The 19887-nt window shown below is 55.2% G+C and carries 21 protein-coding genes and 1 tRNA gene; 6 read left to right on the plus strand and 16 right to left on the minus strand.

The window, feature by feature from the left end; genetic code table 11:
- Positions 1–7 precede the first annotated feature (7 nt).
- The 4 genes from AC0J4F_RS02460 to AC0J4F_RS02475 are packed head-to-tail and all read right to left on the minus strand — an operon-like array spanning position 8 to position 3311.
- Positions 8–802: a class I SAM-dependent methyltransferase gene (locus tag AC0J4F_RS02460; protein ID WP_133948943.1), complete on the minus strand. Its 795-nt coding sequence runs from the start codon at positions 800–802 to the stop codon at positions 8–10.
- Entirely contained in the window at positions 799–1857 is a 1059-nt protein-coding gene (locus AC0J4F_RS02465) for a glycosyltransferase family 4 protein (RefSeq protein WP_473025321.1), read from the minus strand. The genes AC0J4F_RS02460 and AC0J4F_RS02465 overlap by 4 nt, the downstream gene beginning before the upstream one ends.
- Before the next feature lies 1 nt (position 1858).
- Positions 1859–2257, minus strand: a complete 399-nt coding sequence (locus AC0J4F_RS02470; RefSeq protein ID WP_409685869.1) for a 6-pyruvoyl trahydropterin synthase family protein — start codon at positions 2255–2257, stop codon at positions 1859–1861.
- A 40-nt stretch (positions 2258–2297) separates the two neighbouring features.
- The gene (locus AC0J4F_RS02475) at positions 2298–3311 is read right to left on the minus strand and encodes a zinc-dependent alcohol dehydrogenase (protein WP_473025322.1); all 1014 of its coding nucleotides are present in this window, start codon (positions 3309–3311) and stop codon (positions 2298–2300) included.
- Between the two features lie 97 nt (positions 3312–3408).
- Between AC0J4F_RS02475 and mdoH the strand changes: the two genes are divergently transcribed.
- Positions 3409–5241 (plus strand): glucans biosynthesis glucosyltransferase MdoH, encoded by a 1833-nt coding sequence (gene mdoH, locus AC0J4F_RS02480; protein WP_473025323.1) that lies wholly within the window; start codon positions 3409–3411, stop codon positions 5239–5241.
- Between the two features lie 60 nt (positions 5242–5301).
- On the opposite strand, the gene ptsN is transcribed toward mdoH, so the two are convergent.
- The 10 genes from ptsN to AC0J4F_RS02530 all read right to left on the minus strand — a co-directional run bounded on the left by ptsN (position 5302) and on the right by AC0J4F_RS02530 (position 12998).
- Positions 5302–5769 (minus strand): PTS IIA-like nitrogen regulatory protein PtsN, encoded by a 468-nt coding sequence (gene ptsN / locus AC0J4F_RS02485; RefSeq protein WP_133948951.1) that lies wholly within the window; start codon positions 5767–5769, stop codon positions 5302–5304.
- A 67-nt stretch (positions 5770–5836) separates the two neighbouring features.
- The gene (gene hpf, locus AC0J4F_RS02490; RefSeq protein ID WP_040451389.1) at positions 5837–6424 is read right to left on the minus strand and encodes a ribosome hibernation-promoting factor, HPF/YfiA family; all 588 of its coding nucleotides are present in this window, start codon (positions 6422–6424) and stop codon (positions 5837–5839) included.
- A gap of 302 nt (positions 6425–6726) precedes the next feature.
- Positions 6727–8289: an RNA polymerase factor sigma-54 gene (gene rpoN, locus AC0J4F_RS02495; protein WP_133948953.1), complete on the minus strand. Its 1563-nt coding sequence runs from the start codon at positions 8287–8289 to the stop codon at positions 6727–6729.
- An 82-nt stretch (positions 8290–8371) separates the two neighbouring features.
- Positions 8372–9154, minus strand: coding sequence for an LPS export ABC transporter ATP-binding protein (lptB, locus tag AC0J4F_RS02500; RefSeq protein ID WP_133949708.1), 783 nt, complete (start codon positions 9152–9154; stop codon positions 8372–8374).
- A 96-nt stretch (positions 9155–9250) separates the two neighbouring features.
- Positions 9251–9832, minus strand: coding sequence for an LptA/OstA family protein (locus tag AC0J4F_RS02505; protein WP_133948955.1), 582 nt, complete (start codon positions 9830–9832; stop codon positions 9251–9253).
- Complete coding sequence (lptC, locus tag AC0J4F_RS02510) at positions 9829–10476, minus strand: LPS export ABC transporter periplasmic protein LptC (protein ID WP_473026396.1); 648 nt, start codon at positions 10474–10476, stop codon at positions 9829–9831. Before lptC ends, AC0J4F_RS02505 begins: the two co-directional genes overlap by 4 nt.
- Positions 10477–10541: 65 nt before the next feature.
- Positions 10542–11162, minus strand: coding sequence for a ribonuclease D (locus AC0J4F_RS02515; RefSeq protein ID WP_133948956.1), 621 nt, complete (start codon positions 11160–11162; stop codon positions 10542–10544).
- 138 nt (positions 11163–11300) lie between these two features.
- On the minus strand, positions 11301–11762 hold the full coding sequence (locus AC0J4F_RS02520; RefSeq protein WP_166672698.1) for a cytochrome c: 462 nt from the start codon (positions 11760–11762) through the stop codon (positions 11301–11303).
- A gap of 121 nt (positions 11763–11883) precedes the next feature.
- Entirely contained in the window at positions 11884–12282 is a 399-nt protein-coding gene (gene cueR, locus AC0J4F_RS02525) for a Cu(I)-responsive transcriptional regulator (RefSeq protein ID WP_133948960.1), read from the minus strand.
- 629 nt (positions 12283–12911) lie between these two features.
- Positions 12912–12998 (minus strand) — tRNA-Leu (locus tag AC0J4F_RS02530).
- A 175-nt stretch (positions 12999–13173) separates the two neighbouring features.
- Between AC0J4F_RS02530 and AC0J4F_RS02535 the strand changes: the two genes are divergently transcribed.
- Positions 13174–14154, plus strand: coding sequence for a complex I NDUFA9 subunit family protein (locus tag AC0J4F_RS02535; RefSeq protein WP_133948962.1), 981 nt, complete (start codon positions 13174–13176; stop codon positions 14152–14154).
- A gap of 114 nt (positions 14155–14268) precedes the next feature.
- Positions 14269–15522 (plus strand): MFS transporter, encoded by a 1254-nt coding sequence (locus AC0J4F_RS02540; protein WP_473025324.1) that lies wholly within the window; start codon positions 14269–14271, stop codon positions 15520–15522.
- 24 nt (positions 15523–15546) lie between these two features.
- Here the strand turns inward: AC0J4F_RS02540 and AC0J4F_RS02545 are convergent, their stop codons facing one another.
- On the minus strand, positions 15547–15783 hold the full coding sequence (locus AC0J4F_RS02545; protein ID WP_133948966.1) for a YjiS-like domain-containing protein: 237 nt from the start codon (positions 15781–15783) through the stop codon (positions 15547–15549).
- 148 nt (positions 15784–15931) lie between these two features.
- Here AC0J4F_RS02545 and AC0J4F_RS02550 point away from each other — a divergent pair, with 148 nt between their 5' ends.
- A complete protein-coding gene (locus tag AC0J4F_RS02550; protein WP_133948968.1) occupies positions 15932–16957 on the plus strand; it encodes a WYL domain-containing protein in 1026 nt (341 codons plus the stop codon).
- Here the strand turns inward: AC0J4F_RS02550 and AC0J4F_RS02555 are convergent.
- On the minus strand, positions 16949–17755 hold the full coding sequence (locus AC0J4F_RS02555) for an undecaprenyl-diphosphate phosphatase (RefSeq protein ID WP_133948970.1): 807 nt from the start codon (positions 17753–17755) through the stop codon (positions 16949–16951). The genes AC0J4F_RS02550 and AC0J4F_RS02555 overlap by 9 nt on opposite strands.
- A gap of 191 nt (positions 17756–17946) precedes the next feature.
- Between AC0J4F_RS02555 and AC0J4F_RS02560 the strand changes: the two genes are divergently transcribed.
- On the plus strand, positions 17947–18639 hold the full coding sequence (locus AC0J4F_RS02560) for a glutathione S-transferase family protein (protein WP_133949712.1): 693 nt from the start codon (positions 17947–17949) through the stop codon (positions 18637–18639).
- Between the two features lie 18 nt (positions 18640–18657).
- Entirely contained in the window at positions 18658–19797 is a 1140-nt protein-coding gene (gene queG / locus AC0J4F_RS02565) for a tRNA epoxyqueuosine(34) reductase QueG (protein ID WP_473025325.1), read from the plus strand.
- Positions 19798–19887: the final 90 nt, after the last annotated feature.

Genomic DNA, 19887 nt, shown 5'->3' on the forward strand with positions numbered 1-19887 from the left:
GACGGCCTCAGGCGGGCAGCGCGGCAAAATCCAGATGGCCAACTGTCATAGTGAACGTGCCGTCCGCGATCTGCGAGCGGCGGCTTTCCAGCCAATCATCAGCCCTGGATTTCTCAACGCCCTGCTTGATGCCAGCGCCAATCCAACCGGGCAGGAATTCCGCCAGAAAATCCTCATGCTGCGGGCCAATGACCCAATCGGAGTCACCGCTGACAATCCTGTATCCCTTAGCCTGAAAGAGGGCTATTGCCCGTTCGGCAGCCCTGGGGCCCAGCGCCGGACCAAACCCCTTGTCGGTCTGCTGGTCACGGTTCATCGCATCACAGAGATCCTGATCCAACGGTTCAGCAGGGATGAAACCAGTCCGGCCATCATAAGTCAGGCTGGCAAGAAACGGCCTTCTGGATGAGACGATTGCTTCTACAAGTTGCGTCAGAAATGTTTCCGAAACGAGATCGAGGAATGCAGATGTCGTGATCGCATCGACCGCGTCAAACGGGAGTTCCTTAAGGTTTGCCGCTAGATCGATTTCTCGAGTTTGAAGCGACCCAGGTTTTGTCGCGTAGTCCCGGCTGGCCGCCACCGACAGAAGATCGGCATCGTAGTCGGACAAAATCCACTGGATGTCCGATTTTTCTCCTGCCAAAGCTGCAACGGTCGAGCCGGCACCGCTCGCAAGGTCGAGAATTTTTGGGGCTTCAGCCGGCAAGGCCTCGAAGAAGGCCGCCTCAACCTCTTTATTGCGGGCTGCAAGGTCCAGAGGTTCGCGCAAGGCCAACCAAGTTGCTGAGAATCCGCTCACTGCGCCACCTTCTCAATCACTGTCTCGAAAACCCTCACCGCGTCCTCCCAGCTTGGCAAGGAATAAGCGGCCTGCCGGGCCTCTGTGGCAAGGCGTTCCCGGGCCTCGGCATTAGACATAATAGTGGTAAGGGCAGCGGTTAAAGCCTGCACATCTTCCACGCCGCAATAGATCGCCCCCCCGACCGAGAGGGTGTCCTTAACCGCTCCAGCACCGCTGCCGATCACCGGCAAACCATGCGCCAGCGCTTCCGCATAGGCCATGCCGTACCCCTCATAACGGCTCGCCAGAACGAAAACGTCCGCCGAGCAATAATAATCGCTCAGCTTTTCCTGCGGCACCGCCCCATGGAACGTGACGCAGCCGGTGAGCGCCAGAGTGCTTAACTGGTTCTTCAGAGCCATGACGCAGCCCGGGTCCGCCTCCAGTCCGCCAACGACATCCAGATGCCAATCCATCTCTTTCAATTGGCTGAGCGCCTCAAAGAGAACATCGTAGCCTTTCCTTTGTGTCACGGTTCCGATGGACAAGAGCCGCGTTGCACCTTCTGACGCTTTGCACCTCTGCGTCGGAAGCTCCGTGCCCGGAAGCGCAATGCTGATCGCATCCTTCGGGGTTTCGAACAGTTCCTCGATCTGAGCCGCCGTCGCCGGGCTTGTCACAATCACATGACGGGCATGGTTGAGTGCCGCGCTTTCGCTTGCACGCAGCCGCGCGGCAACATCGCTGGACAAGCCATTTTCCCGGCAGAGCGGATGGTGAACAAGGGCGATCAATCGTAGCCTCTTTCCGTGTTTTTCAGCAGCCTGATCCATAACGCCGTAGGCCAAGCCATCGACAATGACCAAACAGCCGTCCGGTAGAGCAGAAAGCGCGTCATCTGTCTCGTGAAGGGTCTGCCCTGACGGGAATGGAAATCCCGGCCCAAGAGACAGCGGCCTTACATCCCAGCCGTTGGCAGCAAGACCGGCGATCACGCGCCGGTCATAGCCATACCCGCCCGTGAGCGTTTGAAGATCACCCGGATAGGCAAACACAAGCCGTTTGTCCGGCATGTCAGATCTTTGCCTCGTACCACGCACGGGCAACATGGGATTCAGAGATCGTCACACGGATGGCAGAGAGCTCACCGCCCTTGCGGCCAAGCCGGTCCTGCCGCGCAGCTTCGGCCAGATGGTCATGAATGTGCTTGGTCAGGAATTCCGTGGTCGTATTGATCCCGGCGAACTCGGGCACCTCGTCAAGGTTCTTATAGTTGAGCGGCGTCAGCACTTCCTTCAGCGCTTCATGCGCGCGGCCAATGTCGATCACGACACCGTTTTCATCGAGTTCTTCGGACAAAAAGGCCGCGTCTATGACAAATGTGGCTCCGTGCAGCGCCTGTGCCGGACCAAATAGTTCCCCTTTGAAGGAGTGGGCAATCATCACGTGATCGCGAACTTCTACAGCAAACATATTATATTCCTAAGTTCCGGAGTTTTCTGCCAAGCTGGCATCACGCCTCGTCGGCTTGGTCATAAACGATGACCGCAGCCAAGACATCTGATGCCTTGTTCAATATTTCGGGAACGCGCACTGCCGCGTCTTCAAATGGGATTTTGTGGCTGATCAGAAGATCCAGACGTGGATCATCCAGTAGGGAAAGCGCTAATTCCATTCGCCGCCGGTAAGTCCAGCGCGCCTGCCGTTCGGCCGGAATTGTGCCCACTTGGCTTGAGATCAATTTGATCCGCCGGCTATGAAAATCAGTTCCGAGCGGCACCCCGACGGTCTGATCGCCGTACCAGCTCATTTCAATGACCGAGGCGCCGTCACCGGCGCTAGAAAGCGCCGTTTTCAGCCCGGCTGCGCTCGCACTTGTGTGGAACACGAGGTCCTGGTCCCGCGGCGCATCCCCTGGAAGGCTGAAACGAAAACCAAGGCCGGATGCGATCTCAGCGCGACCCGGATTGATATCCACCAAGGTCACCGTTGATCCGGGGATACGGTTGCACACGTAAGCTGTCAGAAGTCCAACAACACCGCCGCCGACCACGCAGATGTGATCCCCAGGTGATGGTTTTCCATCCCATAAAGCATTGAGAGCGGTTTCTAAATTGGCCGCAAGCGACGCCCGCTCGGCCGGAACGGAAGCAGGCACAGGGACACAGGCATCCGACGGGAGAGTGTAGAGATCTTGATGCGGAAAGAGCGAAAAGACGAGCTTACCTGCAAGTTCAGCGTCTCCGTCAATGACGGTTCCCACGCTGGCGTAGCCGTATTTCACCGGGAAGGGAAACTGTCCCTCCTGAAAAGGCGCACGCATGCGATGCCATTCTGTTTCCGGAACCGCACCGCGGAGCACAAGCCCTTCGGTTCCCCGGCTGATCGCACTGTTCGAGGCTTTGATGAGAACCTCTCCCGGCTGCGGCTTCGAGAGCAGAGCCGGCCTAACCGCACACCCACCGTCGCCGACATACCAAACGGCATGAGCTTCATGGAGATCAGCTTCTTTAGCGGGAGTTGGCATTCTGCAATTTCTCCGAACCGTGACACGCTTTTGCCACCACATCCACTTATCGCTACGCCCATTCATGCCATGTTTGCAAGGATTGGAAGTCCGAAAAATGTTGCAAGTCATTGATAAACCTAACCCGGCATTATCCAAAACGTCCATGACCGGTCGCCGGGTTCTATTCGCCTTCCTGTTGGCGGCAAGTTTCGTTGCCTTGTCGGCGTTAATGTTCATGACATTATCTCCGGGCGGTCACACGCCTTTGGACTTCTTCATCCTTGGCTGTTTCATGGTCACACTTCCGTGGACCATTATCGGTTTTTGGAACGCTGTAATCGGTCTTTTGGTCATGCGGTTTTCCAAGGATCCTGTCGCAGCCGTATGCCCGATTGCCCCAGGAGATGCGACTCAATCAATCACCAGCTCTACAGCGCTCCTCTCCTGTATCAAGGATGAGGACGTCGACGCGCTGGAGACCAATCTCACCGCGATGGCCAGCAATCTGATCCGCGCAGGCTCCGGCCATAACTTTACGCTCTATGTTTTGAGCGATACGTCCCGGGACGACACAGCGCAGCAAGAACAGCAAATGTCGGCACGGCTGTCTGCCCGGTTTTCTGGGCAAATAGATGTCGTTTACCGGCGCCGGGCTGAAAACACTGCTTTCAAAGCCGGCAACATCGAAGATTTTTGTGAACGTTGGGGAGATCGTCACGAGTTTGCGATCGTGCTGGATGCGGACAGCTACATGTCCGCCTCAGCGATCATCGATCTGGTCCGGCGCATGGAAGTCAATCCGCAGATCGGTATCCTTCAAAGCCTCGTGGTCGGGCTGCCGACAGACAGCGCCTTTGCACGGATTTTCCAGTTTGGGATGCGTCTTGGAATGCGCTCCTACACGATCGGCAGTGCATGGTGGCAGGGAGATTGTGGGCCCTATTGGGGGCACAATGCCATCTTGCGGCTAAAGCCGTTCAAAGAGCACTGCAAGCTGCCAGTTCTACCTGGAACAGGCCCGTTGAGCGGTCCGGTTTTGTCGCATGACCAAGTCGAAGCTGTTCTGATGCGCCGCGCCGGATATGAAGTCCGTGTCCTGCCGCAAGAAAGCGGGAGTTATGAGGCCAATCCGCCACATCTCTTAGAGTTCATCCGCCGCGATCTTCGCTGGTGCCAGGGCAATTTGCAGTACCGTAAACTGCTCGGTCTCAAGGGCCTTAAACCCGTTAGCCGGGCCCAGTTGGTGCTCGCCATCCTGATGTTTCTCGGGTCACCCGCCTGGATCGGATTTATGGTGGGGGCTGCAACCCTTGGAATGACAACGGATTACGCTCCTTATCGGGCGGATACCGGCGCTGTTTTGTTTTTCTCCGTGCTGACAATGGTTTTTGCACCGAAGCTGGCAACTGTCGCGGATATCATTGCACGCACGGATCTTCGAAAAGCATTTGGTGGCCCCATCCGAATACTGCTCAGCGTGATGGCTGAGATCGTCTACGCGGCCATGCTTGCGCCAATCATGGCGGTTGCTCACACCGTCTTCATGGCTGGTCTTGCTTTCGGCAAGTCTATTGGTTGGGGTGCGCAAGCGCGTGGTGTTGCTCGCTTGCCGATTTTGCTAGTCGCTTCCAAACTCTGGCCGCAAACCATTTTCGGTGCAGCTGGCCTTGCCTGGATCGTTCAGCAACCCATTGATCTGGTTTGGCCGGTCATCCCTGTCGCGGTGGGGCCACTGCTTGCCACGATACTGGCCGTTATGACCTCGACGAAAACGCTAGGCACCTTGGCAATCCGGTCCACACTCTGGCGGATCCCCGAGGAGACTGCGCCTCCTGCCGAGTTGCTGCAGCTTCAACTGCCGGCTTTGCAAAAAGGTAGAGGGGCCGAGTTTCAGCCGCAGGACTTGCCGACAGCTGCCGCCGAACCTGAACCCGTCGAAGCGCGCTGATCAGACAAAACGGGCCACTCTGTGTTTCATTAATCTCAGTGTGGCAACACCCCTGGCGGATCAGGCAGCATTGGACGATGCTATTGGCTGGGTGAGAAGTTCGTAAATGTCTTCAGCTTCAGCGGCAGACCGGATCCCCTCAGTGACCGTTGCATCGCGCAATTGCCGCGCAATGCGGGCAAGGGCCTTTAAGTGGTCAGCTCCGGCCCCCTCAGGCGCCAGAAGTAGGAACACAAGATCCACCGGCTCTTCGTCGAGTGAATCAAAATCGACCGGTTTGTCCAGACGCGCGAATACCCCGACAAGGCGGTCGAGACGGATAAGCTTGCCGTGCGGAATTGCGATACCTTGCCCGACGCCGGTGGAACCAAGCCGCTCACGCTGCAGCAACGTATCAAAGACTTCCCGCTCAGAAAGACCGGTCAGTTCAGCCGCCTTGGCTGCCAACTCCTGGATCGCCTGCTTTTTGCTCTTGGCTTTCAGCCTGGAGATAACCGCGTCTTTGCTCAGAAGATCACTAAGATCCATTCCTTCGCCTATCCGTTTGGGCGCCGGCTTCCCGCTTACAAGGAAGCCGGACCCTAGCGCATCAGTGTTATTCTGCGGCGGCGTTTGCCACCAGTGCAGGGTCTATCCACCCTATATTGCCATCCGCCCTGCGGTAGACAACGTTGACACCACCATTTGCCGCATTTTTGAACATAACAACCGGGGCTTCCGTCAGATCAAGCTCCATAACAGCCATGCCTACGGTCATCGTTTTCACTTTTGCAGATGTCTCTGCAATGACCAGCGGATTGAAATCTGCCGGGACTTCCTCGTCTTCTTCCGGCGAGGCCAACACGTAAGACGCTGCTTCGAACGCCTCGCGGCCGTTGCCGTTGTGACTGTGATGATCCTTCAGTTTACGCTTGTAACGGCGTAATCGTTTTTCGATCTTGTCAGCAGCTTGATCAAAGCTGTTTCTAGGATCCTGATCCTGAGCTGACACTTGCAGCACAATTCCAGTGTCCAGATGCACGGTGCACTCGGATTTAAAACCCGTGCCCTCCCTGCTCAGCGTGACGTGGCCAGTGAAACCGCCCGTGAAGTATTTCGAAAGGGCGTCTTCGATTCGGTCTGTGATATGGACACGCATTGCGTCACCAACATCAACATTTTTACCCGAAATCCGCAAAGCCATGGGGACCTCTTCTTTTTCTATTGACCGACAGGTCACCGGCGGAACCGCCGGTGCGGAAACGAGAAACGTTTCACACCTACACAATGGACCAGTCAGCTCTAAAGTGCCATCCCCCTCATAGTCACAAGGGCGGTCCTATAATCGGCGTCTGCATGAGAGTCAATCGTCTCATGAAATGGGAAAGAATCCGATAAAACCAATTAAGAAAATGGGGTAATATTGCGAAAAACGCTAAAGAAACCGACGTTTCTTACAGTACACGCCAACAAAACCAGAAAGAGTTCGGCTGAACTCCAAGGCGTTTACATCTTTGCGTTTTTTTCCCGCCGCCGTTGGACGGAAGAGCCGATTTTCATGGCCTCGCGGTATTTTGCGACTGTGCGACGCGCAATATCAACGCCCTCATCTTTGAGGACTTTCACGATGGTGTCATCGGAAAGAATCGCCTTTGGATCTTCCGCGTCGATCATCTGTTTAATCTTGTGGCGCACAGATTCGGCGGAATGCGCATCACCGCCGACGGTCGCGGAGATTGCCGAGGAAAAAAAGTACTTAAGTTCAAAAATGCCACGCGGTGTCGCCATGTATTTGTTGGACGTCACCCGGCTGACCGTCGACTCGTGCATTTCGATCGCTTCAGCAATCGTTTTCAAATTGAGTGGGCGGAGGTGCGCAATTCCGTAAGTCAGGAAACCATCCTGTTGACGCACGATCTCGGTGGCGACCTTTAAAATTGTCTTGGCCCGCTGGTCCAGGCTTTTCGCGAGCCAGTTTGCGGTTTGCAACGACTCCGTCAGATATTCTTTCTCGGTCTCATTGCGGGCTGTTTTCACGACACGCGCAAAATATGTCTGATTGACAAGAACCTTTGGAAGCGTATCGGAGTTCAGTTCGACCGCCCAAGTGCCGTCGTTGGCCGGGCGTACGAAAACGTCCGGGACCATTGGCTGGACCAAAGCGCCGCCAAATACAGAGCCGGGTTTTGGATCTAGGGCTCTGATCTCGTGGATCATATCCTTGAGGTCTTCTTCGTCGACACCGCAGATTTTTTTAAGCGCCGCAAGTTCCCGCTTGGCAAGCAACTCGATATTGGCGATCAACGCTTCCATCGCCGGGTCATACCGGTTCTTCTCGATCAACTGGAGCTTGAGACACTCGGCCAAGTTTCGGGCAAAGACGCCGGCCGGCTCGAACGTTTGCAAGATACTCAAAACACTCTCAACCCGTTCCGGCTCAACACCAAGTTGCTCAGCGGCTTCAATCAAATCGAGATAGAGATATCCGTTTTCATCCAGTGAGTTGATCAGGTGACCGGCAATCAACTTATCCACCTCATCGGATATTGAGAGGTTCATCTGCTCCTCTAAAGAGGTGGTTAGTGACCCCTCTTCAGCGACAAAAGCTTCAAGATTGTAGTCTTCGGAGGCCGCGCTCGACCCCGCATTTTTGTAGCTATCGCCACCCTTCAGCTGAGCCGGATCCGGAGAGGCCGGCACTCCAGGCTCATCCGGAAACACGTTGCTCAGATCTGTATCCATCCGCGAGGCAATTGCCTCTGCACCGGTTTCCAAATCGCTCTGCATCCAGTCGCCGCTGCCAGGCTCGCTATCGCCGCCCGCAGACGTCTCTGGCCGTTCCGAGCGGACATCACCGGGGGCTTCAGACTGGGTATTGGCGTCGCTGGGAGCGCTGTCACCTGTATCGGTCTCGCCATTTTCCAGAAGCGGATTGCGTTCCAGTTCAGCCTCGACATAGGCAACCAGATCGAGATTGGACATCTGCAGCAGCTTGATCGCCTGCATCAACTGCGGCGTCATGACAAGCGACTGGCTCTGTCGCATCTCCAATTTGGTTGATATTGCCATTGATGTCCCGGGCGCTCGTCAGGTTCGGTTGGTCTGCTTCTTGCTTATGATCACAAGATACAAACTTGCACGCGCCTTGTCATCAAAGGGTAAACTGCTCACCAAGATAAAGTCGGCGGACATCTGGATTTGACACTATGTCCCGCGGAAGCCCTTCGGTCAGAACCTCTCCGGCAGCAATGATATAGGCCCGGTCGATCAGTCCGAGCGTCTCCCGGACATTGTGATCCGTAATCAACACGCCGATACCGCGCTTTGTGAGATGGCGGACAAGCTGCTGAATGTCACCGACAGCAATTGGATCGATCCCCGCAAACGGTTCATCGAGCAACATAAATGATGGACGGCTTGCCAGAGCGCGGGCAATTTCCACACGGCGGCGCTCACCGCCAGACAGCGCGATACTTGGAGATTTGCGCAGATGGGTCAGACCAAATTCCGCCAGAAGGGAATCCAGGTCTTCCTTGCGCTGTTTCCGGTTCGGCTCGATCACCTCAAGGACCGCACGTATGTTCTCTTCCACGGTCAATCCGCGAAAGATCGATGCTTCCTGAGGCAGATACCCAATCCCCAGCCGAGCCCGGCGGTACATCGGCATACGGGTGATGTCGAATCCTTCGAGGTAAATCTTGCCCTGGTCCGGCCGGATCAAGCCGGTGATCATATAAAAGGTCGTTGTTTTGCCAGCACCATTCGGGCCGAGCAGACCAACGGCCTCCCCCGGCCGAACCATCAAGCCAACATGCTTCACCACCTGACGGCGGCCATAGGTTTTGCCAATCCCGTCAACCACGAGTGCGTTGGACAGATCTTCAACTGGTGCCGCGGCACCAGTAAGGCCATGTTCGAAATCGTAGTTGTCCATAGGTGGCCGGTTCACTGATGTTCTATCCGTTCGCACCGCATTTGGGCGCTGTTGAAGTCATTAGATACGAAAAACATTACCGATGACTGTCCGGCACTACTGCTGTGTGCTGGGCGCTGAATTGGGAAGGATACGAACCCTTACACGCCCATCGTCGGCGGGGGCGTTCAAATTGGCCTGACCGGTCTTCAGGTTTACCGTCAAACGATTGCCAACAACGACATTACCGCCTTGCTTCAGGACAACTTCTTTCCCCGTCATGACCATGACTTCGGTTTTCATATCGAAGTTTGCAGCATCGCCGGTCGCGGTCTGGTCCTTGGAGGAGATATGAACACCGCCACTTGCCTCAAGCCGCGAAATCTCCTGTTGAGCTGGAACAGCGCCATTGCTTGTGTCCGCGCCCTCAGAACTCTGACCATCGCCGTCGTAAAAAACCTTCAGCTGCGATGTTTCAAGCCGGGTGTCACCCTGGATCACCACGACATCGCCGATAAACGTCGCGACTTTGGTCTGGTCTTCGACCTTAAGTTCGTTTGACTCGATCTCGATCGGTTGACCGTCGCTTGACCCAAATCCGGCGAAAGAATCCGAAAAAGTCTGCGCGGATAGAGGCGCAATTGCCAGCATCAACACTGAATAAGCAACCAAGCCGCTTTTAAAGACCGGTTTCATCATTGGTTTTCGTCCTCGGTCGCCGGGTAAAGGATCAGCTTGACGCCCTCTTTAAACCAAACGATTTGCATGTCTTTGTCGTAATCGATTTTTCCGGCGGTCAACTGAGCCTCACCGGACCCAATGGTAATAGGATCGTGGGACGATATCGCACCTGTTTTCAGGTCAACGTCGACCGTCTCAACATCCACTGTATACCCTTCACTCCAGTTCAGCTGCACCCCCTCATAAAGGCGCAGGGTTTCCGCAGCGTTATTATATATGCCTTTAAGGGAAATTATCCGCGCGCCCTCGTCCGGTGCAAGCACGATATCTGCGCGAATTTCTTCCAAATCAATGATCCTCGGATCGGTAAGCCGCTGGATAGCCTTGCGCGCTGTTACCTGATAGGAGCGCTCGCCATCATTGCCGGACAGTTTTGGGTGATCCATCACGATCCCGTCGCTGGTCAAAACGAGATTGGCTGCGCCGAAAGACCCGAGAACATTGAACAACACCACAGCGCCGATCATGCCGGCCAAGATGAGCAGCCCTATTGCGGGAAACAGAAAGCGCAGAACGCGCACCAGTGCGCTGTGCCGCCGTGCGGATCTCTGGACCCGGCTCTCCATGTCGCGTGGTCTTAGCCCGCCGAACTGTTGGTTCACTGCGCTCAAAGGCAACTCCAGCACTCCCGAACTCAGTAACGCAGCTTTCCGGCGGCGAAAGCTTCTCAGGAATGAGCAAAAATGTCGTTTTCTTCCCAGCCCTTTAGATCGAGCTCCGCACGAACCGGCAAGAAGTCAAAGCAAGCATCTGCAATATTCGTACGCTCCTCGCGCTCAAGCATCATCTCAAGTTTTGCCTTCAGATCATGCAGATGCAATACGTCTGATGCTGCATAGGCCAACTGCGCATCCGATAGTGTTTCAGCCGCCCAGTCTGAGCTCTGCTGCTGCTTCGACAACTCAACCCCTAAAAGCTCGCGGGTAATATCTTTCAATCCATGGCGGTCAGTGTAAGTGCGCACCAGTTTCGAAGCGATTTTGGTGCACCAGACCGGGGTGACATGAATCCCCAGATAGTGACGAAGAACAGCCACGTCAAACCGCGCGAAGTGGAAAATCTTCGGTTTGGATGGATCGGTGAACAGCGTGGCTAAATTGGGGGCTTCCGTTTGCCCGCGAGCGATCTGCACCACATCGGCAGACCCGTCACCGGGTGAGAGCTGCACAACACACAAACGGTCCCGGTGAGGGTTCAGTCCGAGCGTTTCTGAATCTACTGCCACGGCGGATGCCGTCTCATAGGCACTCAAGTCCGGCAAGTCACCTTTGTGGTAGCGGATTGTCATATCGCCATTTCCTTCTGGAGTTTTCTCGGGCCGAATAGGTGCACGACACATACGCAGAGGCCGTAACTTCTCGTCACGTAAAACATGCCACGAATTGGCGCAAGTGGCTGGATGATGCGTCGACCGAAAACTGTTGCGTTACTTCTTGACCCGAAACGCCTCGTGGCAAGTCTTGCAGGTTTGGGCGAGACGACCAAACGCGGTCGCTATCTGGTCACGGTCCGCACCACTTTGAACTGCATCCGTGACGCTCAAAGCCGCAGTTTCCATGCCATTTGCGATGCCTGAGAACTGTTCCCATTTTTCCCAAATGACCGGGCTCGCTTCAGTTGGCGCCATCAGGCTATCCGGCGGGAATTGCCGTGTCAGATTGTCACCGCTGTGCCCCGCAATTATCCCTGCAGCAGCACCGATTTCCGACGCATCAAAGGGCTTCTGGCCTCGGAGCATCTGCCCAACTTGTTTCATGCTGGCGCTGATCTCCTCCATGGCATCCATCCGCTCTTTGACAATTCCAGTCGCGCGCCCATGCGCAAATGCCAATGCAACACTTAAGGCCAACATTGCAGCGGAAATGCTTACAGTCTTTCTGATATTCATCGAAGAGCCTTCCACTTCCAAACTTTGCCCGGGCGCTAAAGGGCGGTGTACCGCCGGTGGAATTGACAAGATATCCACCAAAGACTGCTGCCGTCTCGCAGCGATTGCCATCAGATACCGTTTAACCGCTCGAAATCGCTCCCGCCAGATCATCAATGATCGGACAGTCCGGACGATCATCACCCTGGCAACTCGCCACCAGGGACTTCAGGGTTTTCTTCAAGGATTTGAGTTCGTTGATCTTGGCATCAATCTCGTCGATCTTCAGGCGCGCAATCGCTTTGACATCTGCGCTTGCCCGATTGCGATCATCATAAAGTGACAAGAGCTCACGACATTGATCAATGGTGAAGCCGAGACCTCGCGATCGTTGTATGAACGCCAAACGCTGGACATCTGTCTCCGAATAATCCCGGTAGCCATTTTCTGAGCGCATTGGTGCGACCAACTTGATGTCTTCGTAGTATCGGATCGTTTTCGTCGGCAGCCCGCACTGTTTTGCAGCATCGCCAATGTTCATGAATGCACCCTCGCAACTTGTACCATTTTTGACGTAACCCTTTGGCGACCAGGAGTATTGGCCAGAGCCTGATGGTGTTTCTGGCCGGTTTTTGAAACGCCGACGGTTGCGTTGGGACCCGCATCATTAACCTGCCAGGTTGGCCCTTAAACGCACCTTCACTTTCTATTCTTAAACCCTCCAGTCACAGGAAGGTCAAGCACTCTGCTCGGCTGATCGAGGGTGCTTTGAGAACATCGATCGCCAGGGTCAATCTAAACAAAAACGGCCGGGCAGTGCCCGGCCATCTTCCATCTCTTCGATTTAAGCTAAAACTACCAAAATGCCGTCACTGCCTGTTTCAGCCAGCTGACTTTCGAGATCGCTAATTTGTATTCAAATTGGTATTAGCAATTATGTATGCAGAACGACGGGACTGAGCCTAGAACAAGAGCAAAGACCAACCCAAGACACAACTAAGTGTTCAGCTACTCGGCATTCATAACAGATGCTGCAGATGCGTAATTCGCAACCACATGCAGGCGTCATATTATTCTTTAAAAACCGGACGCCGAATACGAAAAAAGCTCCGGAATCCGGAGCTTTTTCGAAGAGTTTCGGATCGAACTGGATGATCTGAAACGTGTGTTTGGTGCCCAGGAGAGGACTCGAACCTCCACGCCCGTAAGGGCACTAGCACCTGAAGCTAGCGCGTCTACCAGTTCCGCCACCTGGGCCGTGAGGGGGGCTTGTAAGGGGCAGCCCGCAGCTTGTCAATCGCCGTCTTATACTTTTTTCGATCCTTTTCCTCCAGCCCTTCACACACCGGACGCAACGGTCTAAGAGACTGTTGGAAAGTCCCGGCCTTTTTGCCGGGTAAAGCTTTTGGACGCGACAAAGGGCCTTCTCACGATGTCCACACCCCTTAACGGAAAACTCGTCACAGTCTTCGGTGGATCCGGTTTCCTCGGCCGGCATATCGTTCAGGCATTGTCTAAGCGCGGCTACCGTGTACGGGCGGCCGTGCGGCGGCCCGATCTCGCCAGCCATTTGCAACCACTCGGCGCACCCGGTCAAATCATGGCTGTGCAAGCCAACTTACGCCACCGCTGGTCCGTCGATCGCGCCGTTCAAGGGGCCGACGCTGTTGTCAATGCGGTCGGCATTCTTGCGCCAACCGGGAAACAAAGTTTCGATGCTGTTCAGGCCTTCGGGCCCCGCGCCATTGCCGAGGCCGCCCGTGCGGCCGGACTGAACGGCATTACCCACATTTCAGCAATTGGCGCGGATCCTGAGAGCGCCTCTGCCTATGCCCGGTCCAAAGCTGTCGGCGAAGCCGGTGTTCTGGAAACCCTACCAGGCAGCATTATCCTACGGCCCTCGATCGTCTTTGGGCCGGAAGACAATTTCTTCAACCAGTTTGCCGGGATGGCTCGATTTTCTCCGGTCCTACCGCTGGTTGGCGGCGGCGAAACCAAATTCCAGCCGGTCTATGTCTGTGACATCGCCGAAGCTGTTGCACGTGCTGTTGACGGTACTCTTCTGCCCGGCTCGGTTTATGAACTCGGCGGACCAGAGATCAAGAGTTTCCGGGACTGCCTGGAAGACATGCTGGAGGTCACACAGCGCTCTCGCGTTCTGCTGCCGATCCCCTTCCCTGTTTCCGAAGTTATGGGCAAGGTCATGCAGTATCTGCCCGGGTCCCCGCTAACGGCGGATCAGGTGGAGTTGCTCAAGAAAGACAATGTGGTGTCTGAAGCTGCGATCTCCGAAGGCCGAACCCTCTCAGGCATTGGCATCGAACCAACGACCTTGGCTGCTATTCTGCCGTCTTATCTCGACCGGTTCCGGGAACATGGCCAGTATGACGCCCACAAGGCCAATCGCACCTAAGCCCGGTTGGGCTTCAAAAGCGGAAGATCAGGCGGGCTTGGCCCGCCTTTTTTGTTTTCACCGCATTGCGGTCATCCTGTGCTGCACATAGGCTGACTAAGTGGAGACGGATACATGCCGGTTGTTGCCAAGATCACCTTGTTGTTTGTCGTGTTTGTCGATTTGCTCGGACAAGGCTTGGTGTTTCCAATCATCAATAGCTTGATCATGAACCCGGATACGGCACTGCTCCCGGCCGCAACCTCTGAGGCCACACGGCATTTTGACTATGGCCTGATCATAGGCGTCTTTTTCTTGTGCTGGTTTTTTGGGGCCCCCTATATATCGAAGCTTTCCGACAGCATCGGCCGCAAAAACGCAATCCTCATCTGTCTCGTCGGAGCCCTTGCGGGCTACGCGTTGACCATTGCTGCACTTTACATGAAGAGCTTCACTCTTCTGATCGTCGGCAGAGCGATCACGGGACTGACCGCCGGCAACCAGCCGATTGCGCAAGCGGCCATGATCGATGGCAGCGTTGATGAAGAGGATCGTAACCGGAACATGGGTTACATCATTACCGGCGTCAGTTTCGGATTGGTCGGCGGCCCCTTGATCGGCGGATTTCTCTCAGATCCGGTTATCCTGGGCAGCTATGCCAGCTTGCAGATGCCGTTTTATGCCTGCTTTGTCCTGGTCGCGATTGCTATTGTCCTGGTTCTCGTCTTTTTCAAGGATGAAAAGCAGGATCTTGCGCCATTTGTTTTCAAGCCGTCAGAGATTTTTGAACTGCTATGGCGGATCAAAAACTATCCCGTTGTCGTCAGGCTCTCAGCGGTGTTCCTGTTCTTCCACATCGCAAACCTGTCCTTCTACATCTTCGTCGACAACTATATGACAAGCCGGTTTGGGTATGGGACGCTCGGCGGCAGCATGATCATGCTGACGATTGGAGTGGCGCTTGCTTTCTCCAGCACGTTCCTTGTTGTTCCAGTCCAGAAAAGGTTGACCAAAGAGGCCATTTTGAGTGTGACGTTTATCGTCTGGGCGCTATCGGCAGCTGCGTTTGTGGCAGCGCCTCACCCGATTTTGACGTTCGTACCGGTTTTCTGTTTCTATTTCGTCTTCGGCATCGCCTATCCGACGTTCCTCGGCCTGTATTCGGCGGCGGTGACTGACGAGGAACAGGGCTGGATTATGGGTGTCACAATCGCCGTCTTCACATTGGTCGCCGGCGTTATCTCACTCTTGGGCGGCCGGCTGATTGCGATTGATCTGGACCTGCCATTCTTCACTGTAATGGCCGCGTCCATTATCGCACTGATTGTCATGTTCATTGTCTGGAACCGGCCTGAGATAAAAACCCTGACACGGAAATCCGGCGCATAAGATAGCGCCGGACTTCTTGTTTCTTCAGTCATTCCAATAGCTCGCGCCGAGGCGGTCATGGTGCAGCTCGCGGTATCCGCGATTCGTTCGCACAAGACCGATGTCATCCAGTTCCTGATTGCTCAAACGTGCAAGAGCCCGCTCAGTTGACCTGCGGCGCAGATACAATTGAACACCTGCGGCCAAAGTACGAATGGCAGCGAGGAACAAACTGCGGTTATGGGCACGGCGGCGGAAAACGGTATCAATCTCAAGGCTCATCTCACTTCTCCGGGATCATTGTCACCCCGTCTTGTCCGGGGATGAAACCATTCTGGCAGGGCAATCCTGACAGCAGGGAGTCAGGTTTGATCTTGTTCTGTTCTCAGGATATGATTTTTTTCGCTACAACTCTGAAGAGCTCTGTTTCATGAACCCGATTGAACGCGCACTCGGCATTTTGCTGCTGTTGACCGGCGGCAAACTCGTCCCCGCGACGGTTCTGGCAGACCGGTTTCACGTCTCTTTGAGAACGGTCTATCGGGACATCGACCGGCTGATCTCCCTTGGTGTTCCGATCGATGCAGAACGCGGAGCTGAAGGCGGCTACCGGCTGGCCAAGGGATATTTGCAGCCACCTGTCGCGCTTACCCGGAACGAGACCGCAGCCCTTCTCACGGCAATGGCCCTCGTCCGGTCAAGCAGGACCGTACCGTTGGCAAACGATCTCTCCTCGGCGGAACAAAAACTTCTGGCGACACTTCCAAAGGCGGTCCACGGACTGCTGAAGGATGCCGAACGGATTGTCGGGATCGAACCGATCCCGCCCGATATCTTTCACTCCGGCACAAAAGCCGAAGCAACCGACGCATGGCAAAGCGCACTCGACGGGTTCATGACGGGCATCCTGGAGGCAAGACGGGTGCGGTTCGATCACGTCAATCCGTCGCGGCAAACCCGCAAGTCCCATGATGTCGAGCCGCAAGGTGTCATGTTTGACCGGGATCTTTGGTATCTTGCCGGCCGGTGCGTAGACACGGACACCTTGAAAGTTTACCGCGCAGACCGTGTTCATGATCTCGAGATCAGCGGTTTCCGGTTCCGCCCGCCAAAAGACTTTTCGATCCAGTCCCTCTTGGGTGGTGCTTGGTTGTCAGATGCAATGCGGCGCTGGGAACAGGATGACAAGATCAGCAAGATCCGTTTAACCGCAAGGCAGGCCAAACGGTTGAGTGCAGACTGGTATTACCGCCACGCGGTTTTCACACCAATTGCCAACGGTGAAATCCTGATCAGCATCCCGAGCGTCGACGCGGGACGCATCCTGCCACTTGTCCGTTGGTTGGGACCCGGAGCTGAACTGTTGGAACCCGCTCACCTGCGCGAGGAAATCGCATCGGAGTATGCGGCGCTTGCAAACGCGCACGGCTCACCCCGGCTTGAAAAGTCAGCCTAGGAAATAAAGACCGGCAAAACCGGCCAGACCGACAAAAATGCGCCACCAGGCAAAAGGCGCAAAGCCATGACGGGAGACAAAATCGAGGAGCCCTTTGACAACAAAGAAACCCGCGATGAAGGAGGCGACAAATCCAATGCTGATCAGGACGACATCGTCCGCCGAAATCACATTCCGGTTTTTATAAAGATCATAGGCAAAGGCCCCCGCCATAGTCGGCATGGCGAGAAAGAAGGAAAACTCTGCCGCAGACCGCTTGTCCGTGCCCATCAACAGCGACCCGGCGATGGTTGCGCCGGACCGGGAAACACCGGGGACCATGGCCAAGCACTGGCAGAACCCGATCTTCAGGCAAAGAGACAGCGGATAGTCCATCACGTTGGTGTATTTCGGTGAAAGCTCGAGGCGGTCGATCCACAACAAAATGATACCGCCAACCAACAATGTCGTGCAGACGAGTGCTGGAGTTTCAAACAGCACCTCTTTGATGAAGCCATGCGCCATGACCCCGATGATGGCAGCCGGAAGAAAGGCAATCAGGATGCCGAACACAAACCTTCGGCTGGCCGCATCACTGGGCAAGGACGTCGCAAGTTGCCACAGCCGTGCCGAATACACGGACAGAATCGCCAGAATTGCTCCAAGCTGGATCAACACCTCAAACGTTTTGCCGGTGCTCTCAAACCCCAGAAAATGACCAATGAGGAGCAAATGCCCTGTTGAGGAGACCGGAATGAACTCGGTTAGCCCCTCAACCACTCCCAAAATGAGAGCATTTACAATCGTTTGGCCATCCATTGTGTATCAGGTCTCCAAAAGCCTTGATGACAGGCGGGGTGATCCGCTAACTGTCGCGACGAATTCCGACCGCCTATTTGCCGGACCCGGAGACCTCCGTCAAACCCTTGATAACCAGTTCTGAGGCAAACTTCTCGTCTGCCACGGCCATCGGGCATAGTCTTGCCACAGTTCAGGCTCTATACGCTTTCATGCTGACCCTTTATCACCACCCGTTTTCACCTTCCTCCCGGTTTATTCGCCTGATCTTGAGCGAGTATGGTGCGGCTTTCGAGGAGCGGCATATCAATCCTTGGGAACGGCCTCAAGAATTGCTCATCCTGAACGCTGCAGGCACAATTCCGGTGATGGTCGAGAATGAAGGTCCGGCAATTTGTGGCCCTGGTCCGATCATGGAGTACCTTGATGAGACCCGCGGATATGCGATCGGCGATCGCAGACTGATGCCCGATCATCCCGATGCACGTGCGGAAACTCGCAGACTGGTGGATTGGGCACTGGCAAAATTTGACGTCGAAGTGATCGGTCATCTGGTGCGGGAGCGGATTTACAAACAGATCATGCCGAAATCCGCCGGTGGGGGCGAGCCGGATTCTGCGGCACTACGGGTCGCCCGGGCCAACATCGACCACCATCTGAAGTACTTTGGCTACCTCGTTGCGTCCCGCCGCTGGCTTGCCGGCGACCGCCTCTCATTTGCGGATTTTGCGCTGGCTGCGGCGCTATCTTGCGCAGACTATCTCGGCGAGGTGAAATGGAACAACGAAGAGGATATCAAGAACTGGTATGCGCGGGTAAAATCCCGCCCCAGCATGAGGCCTCTTCTGGGAGAAAAGGTTCTGGGAATGCCACCCGCATCGACCTATGCGGATCTCGATTTTTGAGCACCGTTGGGGCCTGCCTTGGACACCAAGACGAAAAAACTTGTTGCAGCGCTCCAAGCAAAGGCAACCGCACTCGGCTTTGATGCCTTAAACATTGCAGCCGCGGACAGTATTCCGGACGCAAGAGACCGGCTGAATACGTTTCTTGAAAAAAACTATCACGGCTCGATGAGCTGGATGGCCGAAACTGCCGAACGCAGAGCGGCGCCGAAAGCGCTTTGGTCCGAGGTGAATTCCGTCATCATGCTGGCCATGAACTATGGTCCTGACGATGCCCCGGAGAACCATCCACTGGCGCATCTGAGCGACAAAGGTGCTGGCGGCGTCTCTGTTTACGCACGGCACCGCGATTATCACGACATCATCAAAGGGCGCCTTAAGGAACTTGCCAGTTTTCTGATTTCGCGTGCGGGCGGAGATGTGAGGGTGTTCGTCGATACAGCGCCCGTCATGGAAAAACCTTTGGGTCAGGCGGCCGGGCTTGGCTGGCAAGGAAAACACACCAATCTGGTTTCTCGGGAGCTCGGTTCTTGGTTCTTCCTCGGCTCTATCTTTACGACACTTCAATTGCCGGAAAGCAGCGCGGAGACCGATCACTGCGGGTCCTGCAAGGCGTGCCTCGATGCTTGTCCGACAGATGCCTTCCCGGCGCCTTACCAGCTGGATGCGCGGCGGTGCATTTCCTATCTCACCATCGAGCATGCCGGTCCCATTCCAGATGAATTTCGAAAACCCATCGGCAACAGGATTTATGGTTGTGACGATTGCCTGGCGGCCTGTCCCTGGAACAAATTCGCTCAAGCGGCAAGCGAGGCAAAACTGGTGGCCCGGGAGGATTTGAAGTCTCCCCGGCTCGCCGACTTGTTGAAATTGGACGACCCAGCGTTCCGGAAACTTTTTTCCGGATCTCCGATCAAACGGATTGGCCGAAACCGGTTCCTGCGCAATGTTCTGATTGCAGCTGGGAATTCCGGAAAACCGGATCTCGTACACTCTGTTGAGCAGCTACTGGATGATCCGGATGAAACTGTGCGTGGCACAGCGGTCTGGGCCTGGCGCCAACTTGTTCCAACTGACATGTTCAAACAAAAGAGTCATGCTGCGCTCCCTTCCGAAACCAGCGCCGAAGTCCGCAGCGAGTGGCAGAAGCAAGGATAAAAAAGTGATCGCCAGCTTTGGGCCATCTTCTCGTGAGAATGGTCTATAGTTTATTGAAAGGTCATCACGGCAAGGGGTATTTTTCCTCGG

Source organism: Roseibium sp. R5, from assembly GCF_055755305.1.

Excerpts from the sequence above, each read along its gene's own strand:
- AC0J4F_RS02465 (WP_473025321.1), bottom strand. The coding sequence starts at position 1,857 with ATGCCGGACAAACGGCTTGTGTTTGCCTATCCGGGTGATCTTCAAACG.
- AC0J4F_RS02470 (WP_409685869.1), bottom strand. The coding sequence starts at position 2,257 with ATGTTTGCTGTAGAAGTTCGCGATCACGTGATGATTGCCCACTCCTTC.
- AC0J4F_RS02475 (WP_473025322.1), bottom strand. The coding sequence starts at position 3,311 with ATGCCAACTCCCGCTAAAGAAGCTGATCTCCATGAAGCTCATGCCGTT.
- mdoH (WP_473025323.1), top strand. The coding sequence starts at position 3,409 with ATGTTGCAAGTCATTGATAAACCTAACCCGGCATTATCCAAAACGTCC.
- ptsN (WP_133948951.1), bottom strand. The coding sequence starts at position 5,769 with ATGGATCTTAGTGATCTTCTGAGCAAAGACGCGGTTATCTCCAGGCTG.
- hpf (WP_040451389.1), bottom strand. The coding sequence starts at position 6,424 with ATGGCTTTGCGGATTTCGGGTAAAAATGTTGATGTTGGTGACGCAATG.
- rpoN (WP_133948953.1), bottom strand. The coding sequence starts at position 8,289 with ATGGCAATATCAACCAAATTGGAGATGCGACAGAGCCAGTCGCTTGTC.
- lptB (WP_133949708.1), bottom strand. The coding sequence starts at position 9,154 with ATGGACAACTACGATTTCGAACATGGCCTTACTGGTGCCGCGGCACCA.
- AC0J4F_RS02505 (WP_133948955.1), bottom strand. The coding sequence starts at position 9,832 with ATGATGAAACCGGTCTTTAAAAGCGGCTTGGTTGCTTATTCAGTGTTG.
- AC0J4F_RS02515 (WP_133948956.1), bottom strand. The coding sequence starts at position 11,162 with ATGACAATCCGCTACCACAAAGGTGACTTGCCGGACTTGAGTGCCTAT.
- AC0J4F_RS02520 (WP_166672698.1), bottom strand. The coding sequence starts at position 11,762 with ATGAATATCAGAAAGACTGTAAGCATTTCCGCTGCAATGTTGGCCTTA.
- cueR (WP_133948960.1), bottom strand. The coding sequence starts at position 12,282 with ATGAACATTGGCGATGCTGCAAAACAGTGCGGGCTGCCGACGAAAACG.
- AC0J4F_RS02535 (WP_133948962.1), top strand. The coding sequence starts at position 13,174 with ATGTCCACACCCCTTAACGGAAAACTCGTCACAGTCTTCGGTGGATCC.
- AC0J4F_RS02540 (WP_473025324.1), top strand. The coding sequence starts at position 14,269 with ATGCCGGTTGTTGCCAAGATCACCTTGTTGTTTGTCGTGTTTGTCGAT.
- AC0J4F_RS02545 (WP_133948966.1), bottom strand. The coding sequence starts at position 15,783 with ATGAGCCTTGAGATTGATACCGTTTTCCGCCGCCGTGCCCATAACCGC.
- AC0J4F_RS02550 (WP_133948968.1), top strand. The coding sequence starts at position 15,932 with ATGAACCCGATTGAACGCGCACTCGGCATTTTGCTGCTGTTGACCGGC.
- AC0J4F_RS02555 (WP_133948970.1), bottom strand. The coding sequence starts at position 17,755 with ATGGATGGCCAAACGATTGTAAATGCTCTCATTTTGGGAGTGGTTGAG.
- AC0J4F_RS02560 (WP_133949712.1), top strand. The coding sequence starts at position 17,947 with ATGCTGACCCTTTATCACCACCCGTTTTCACCTTCCTCCCGGTTTATT.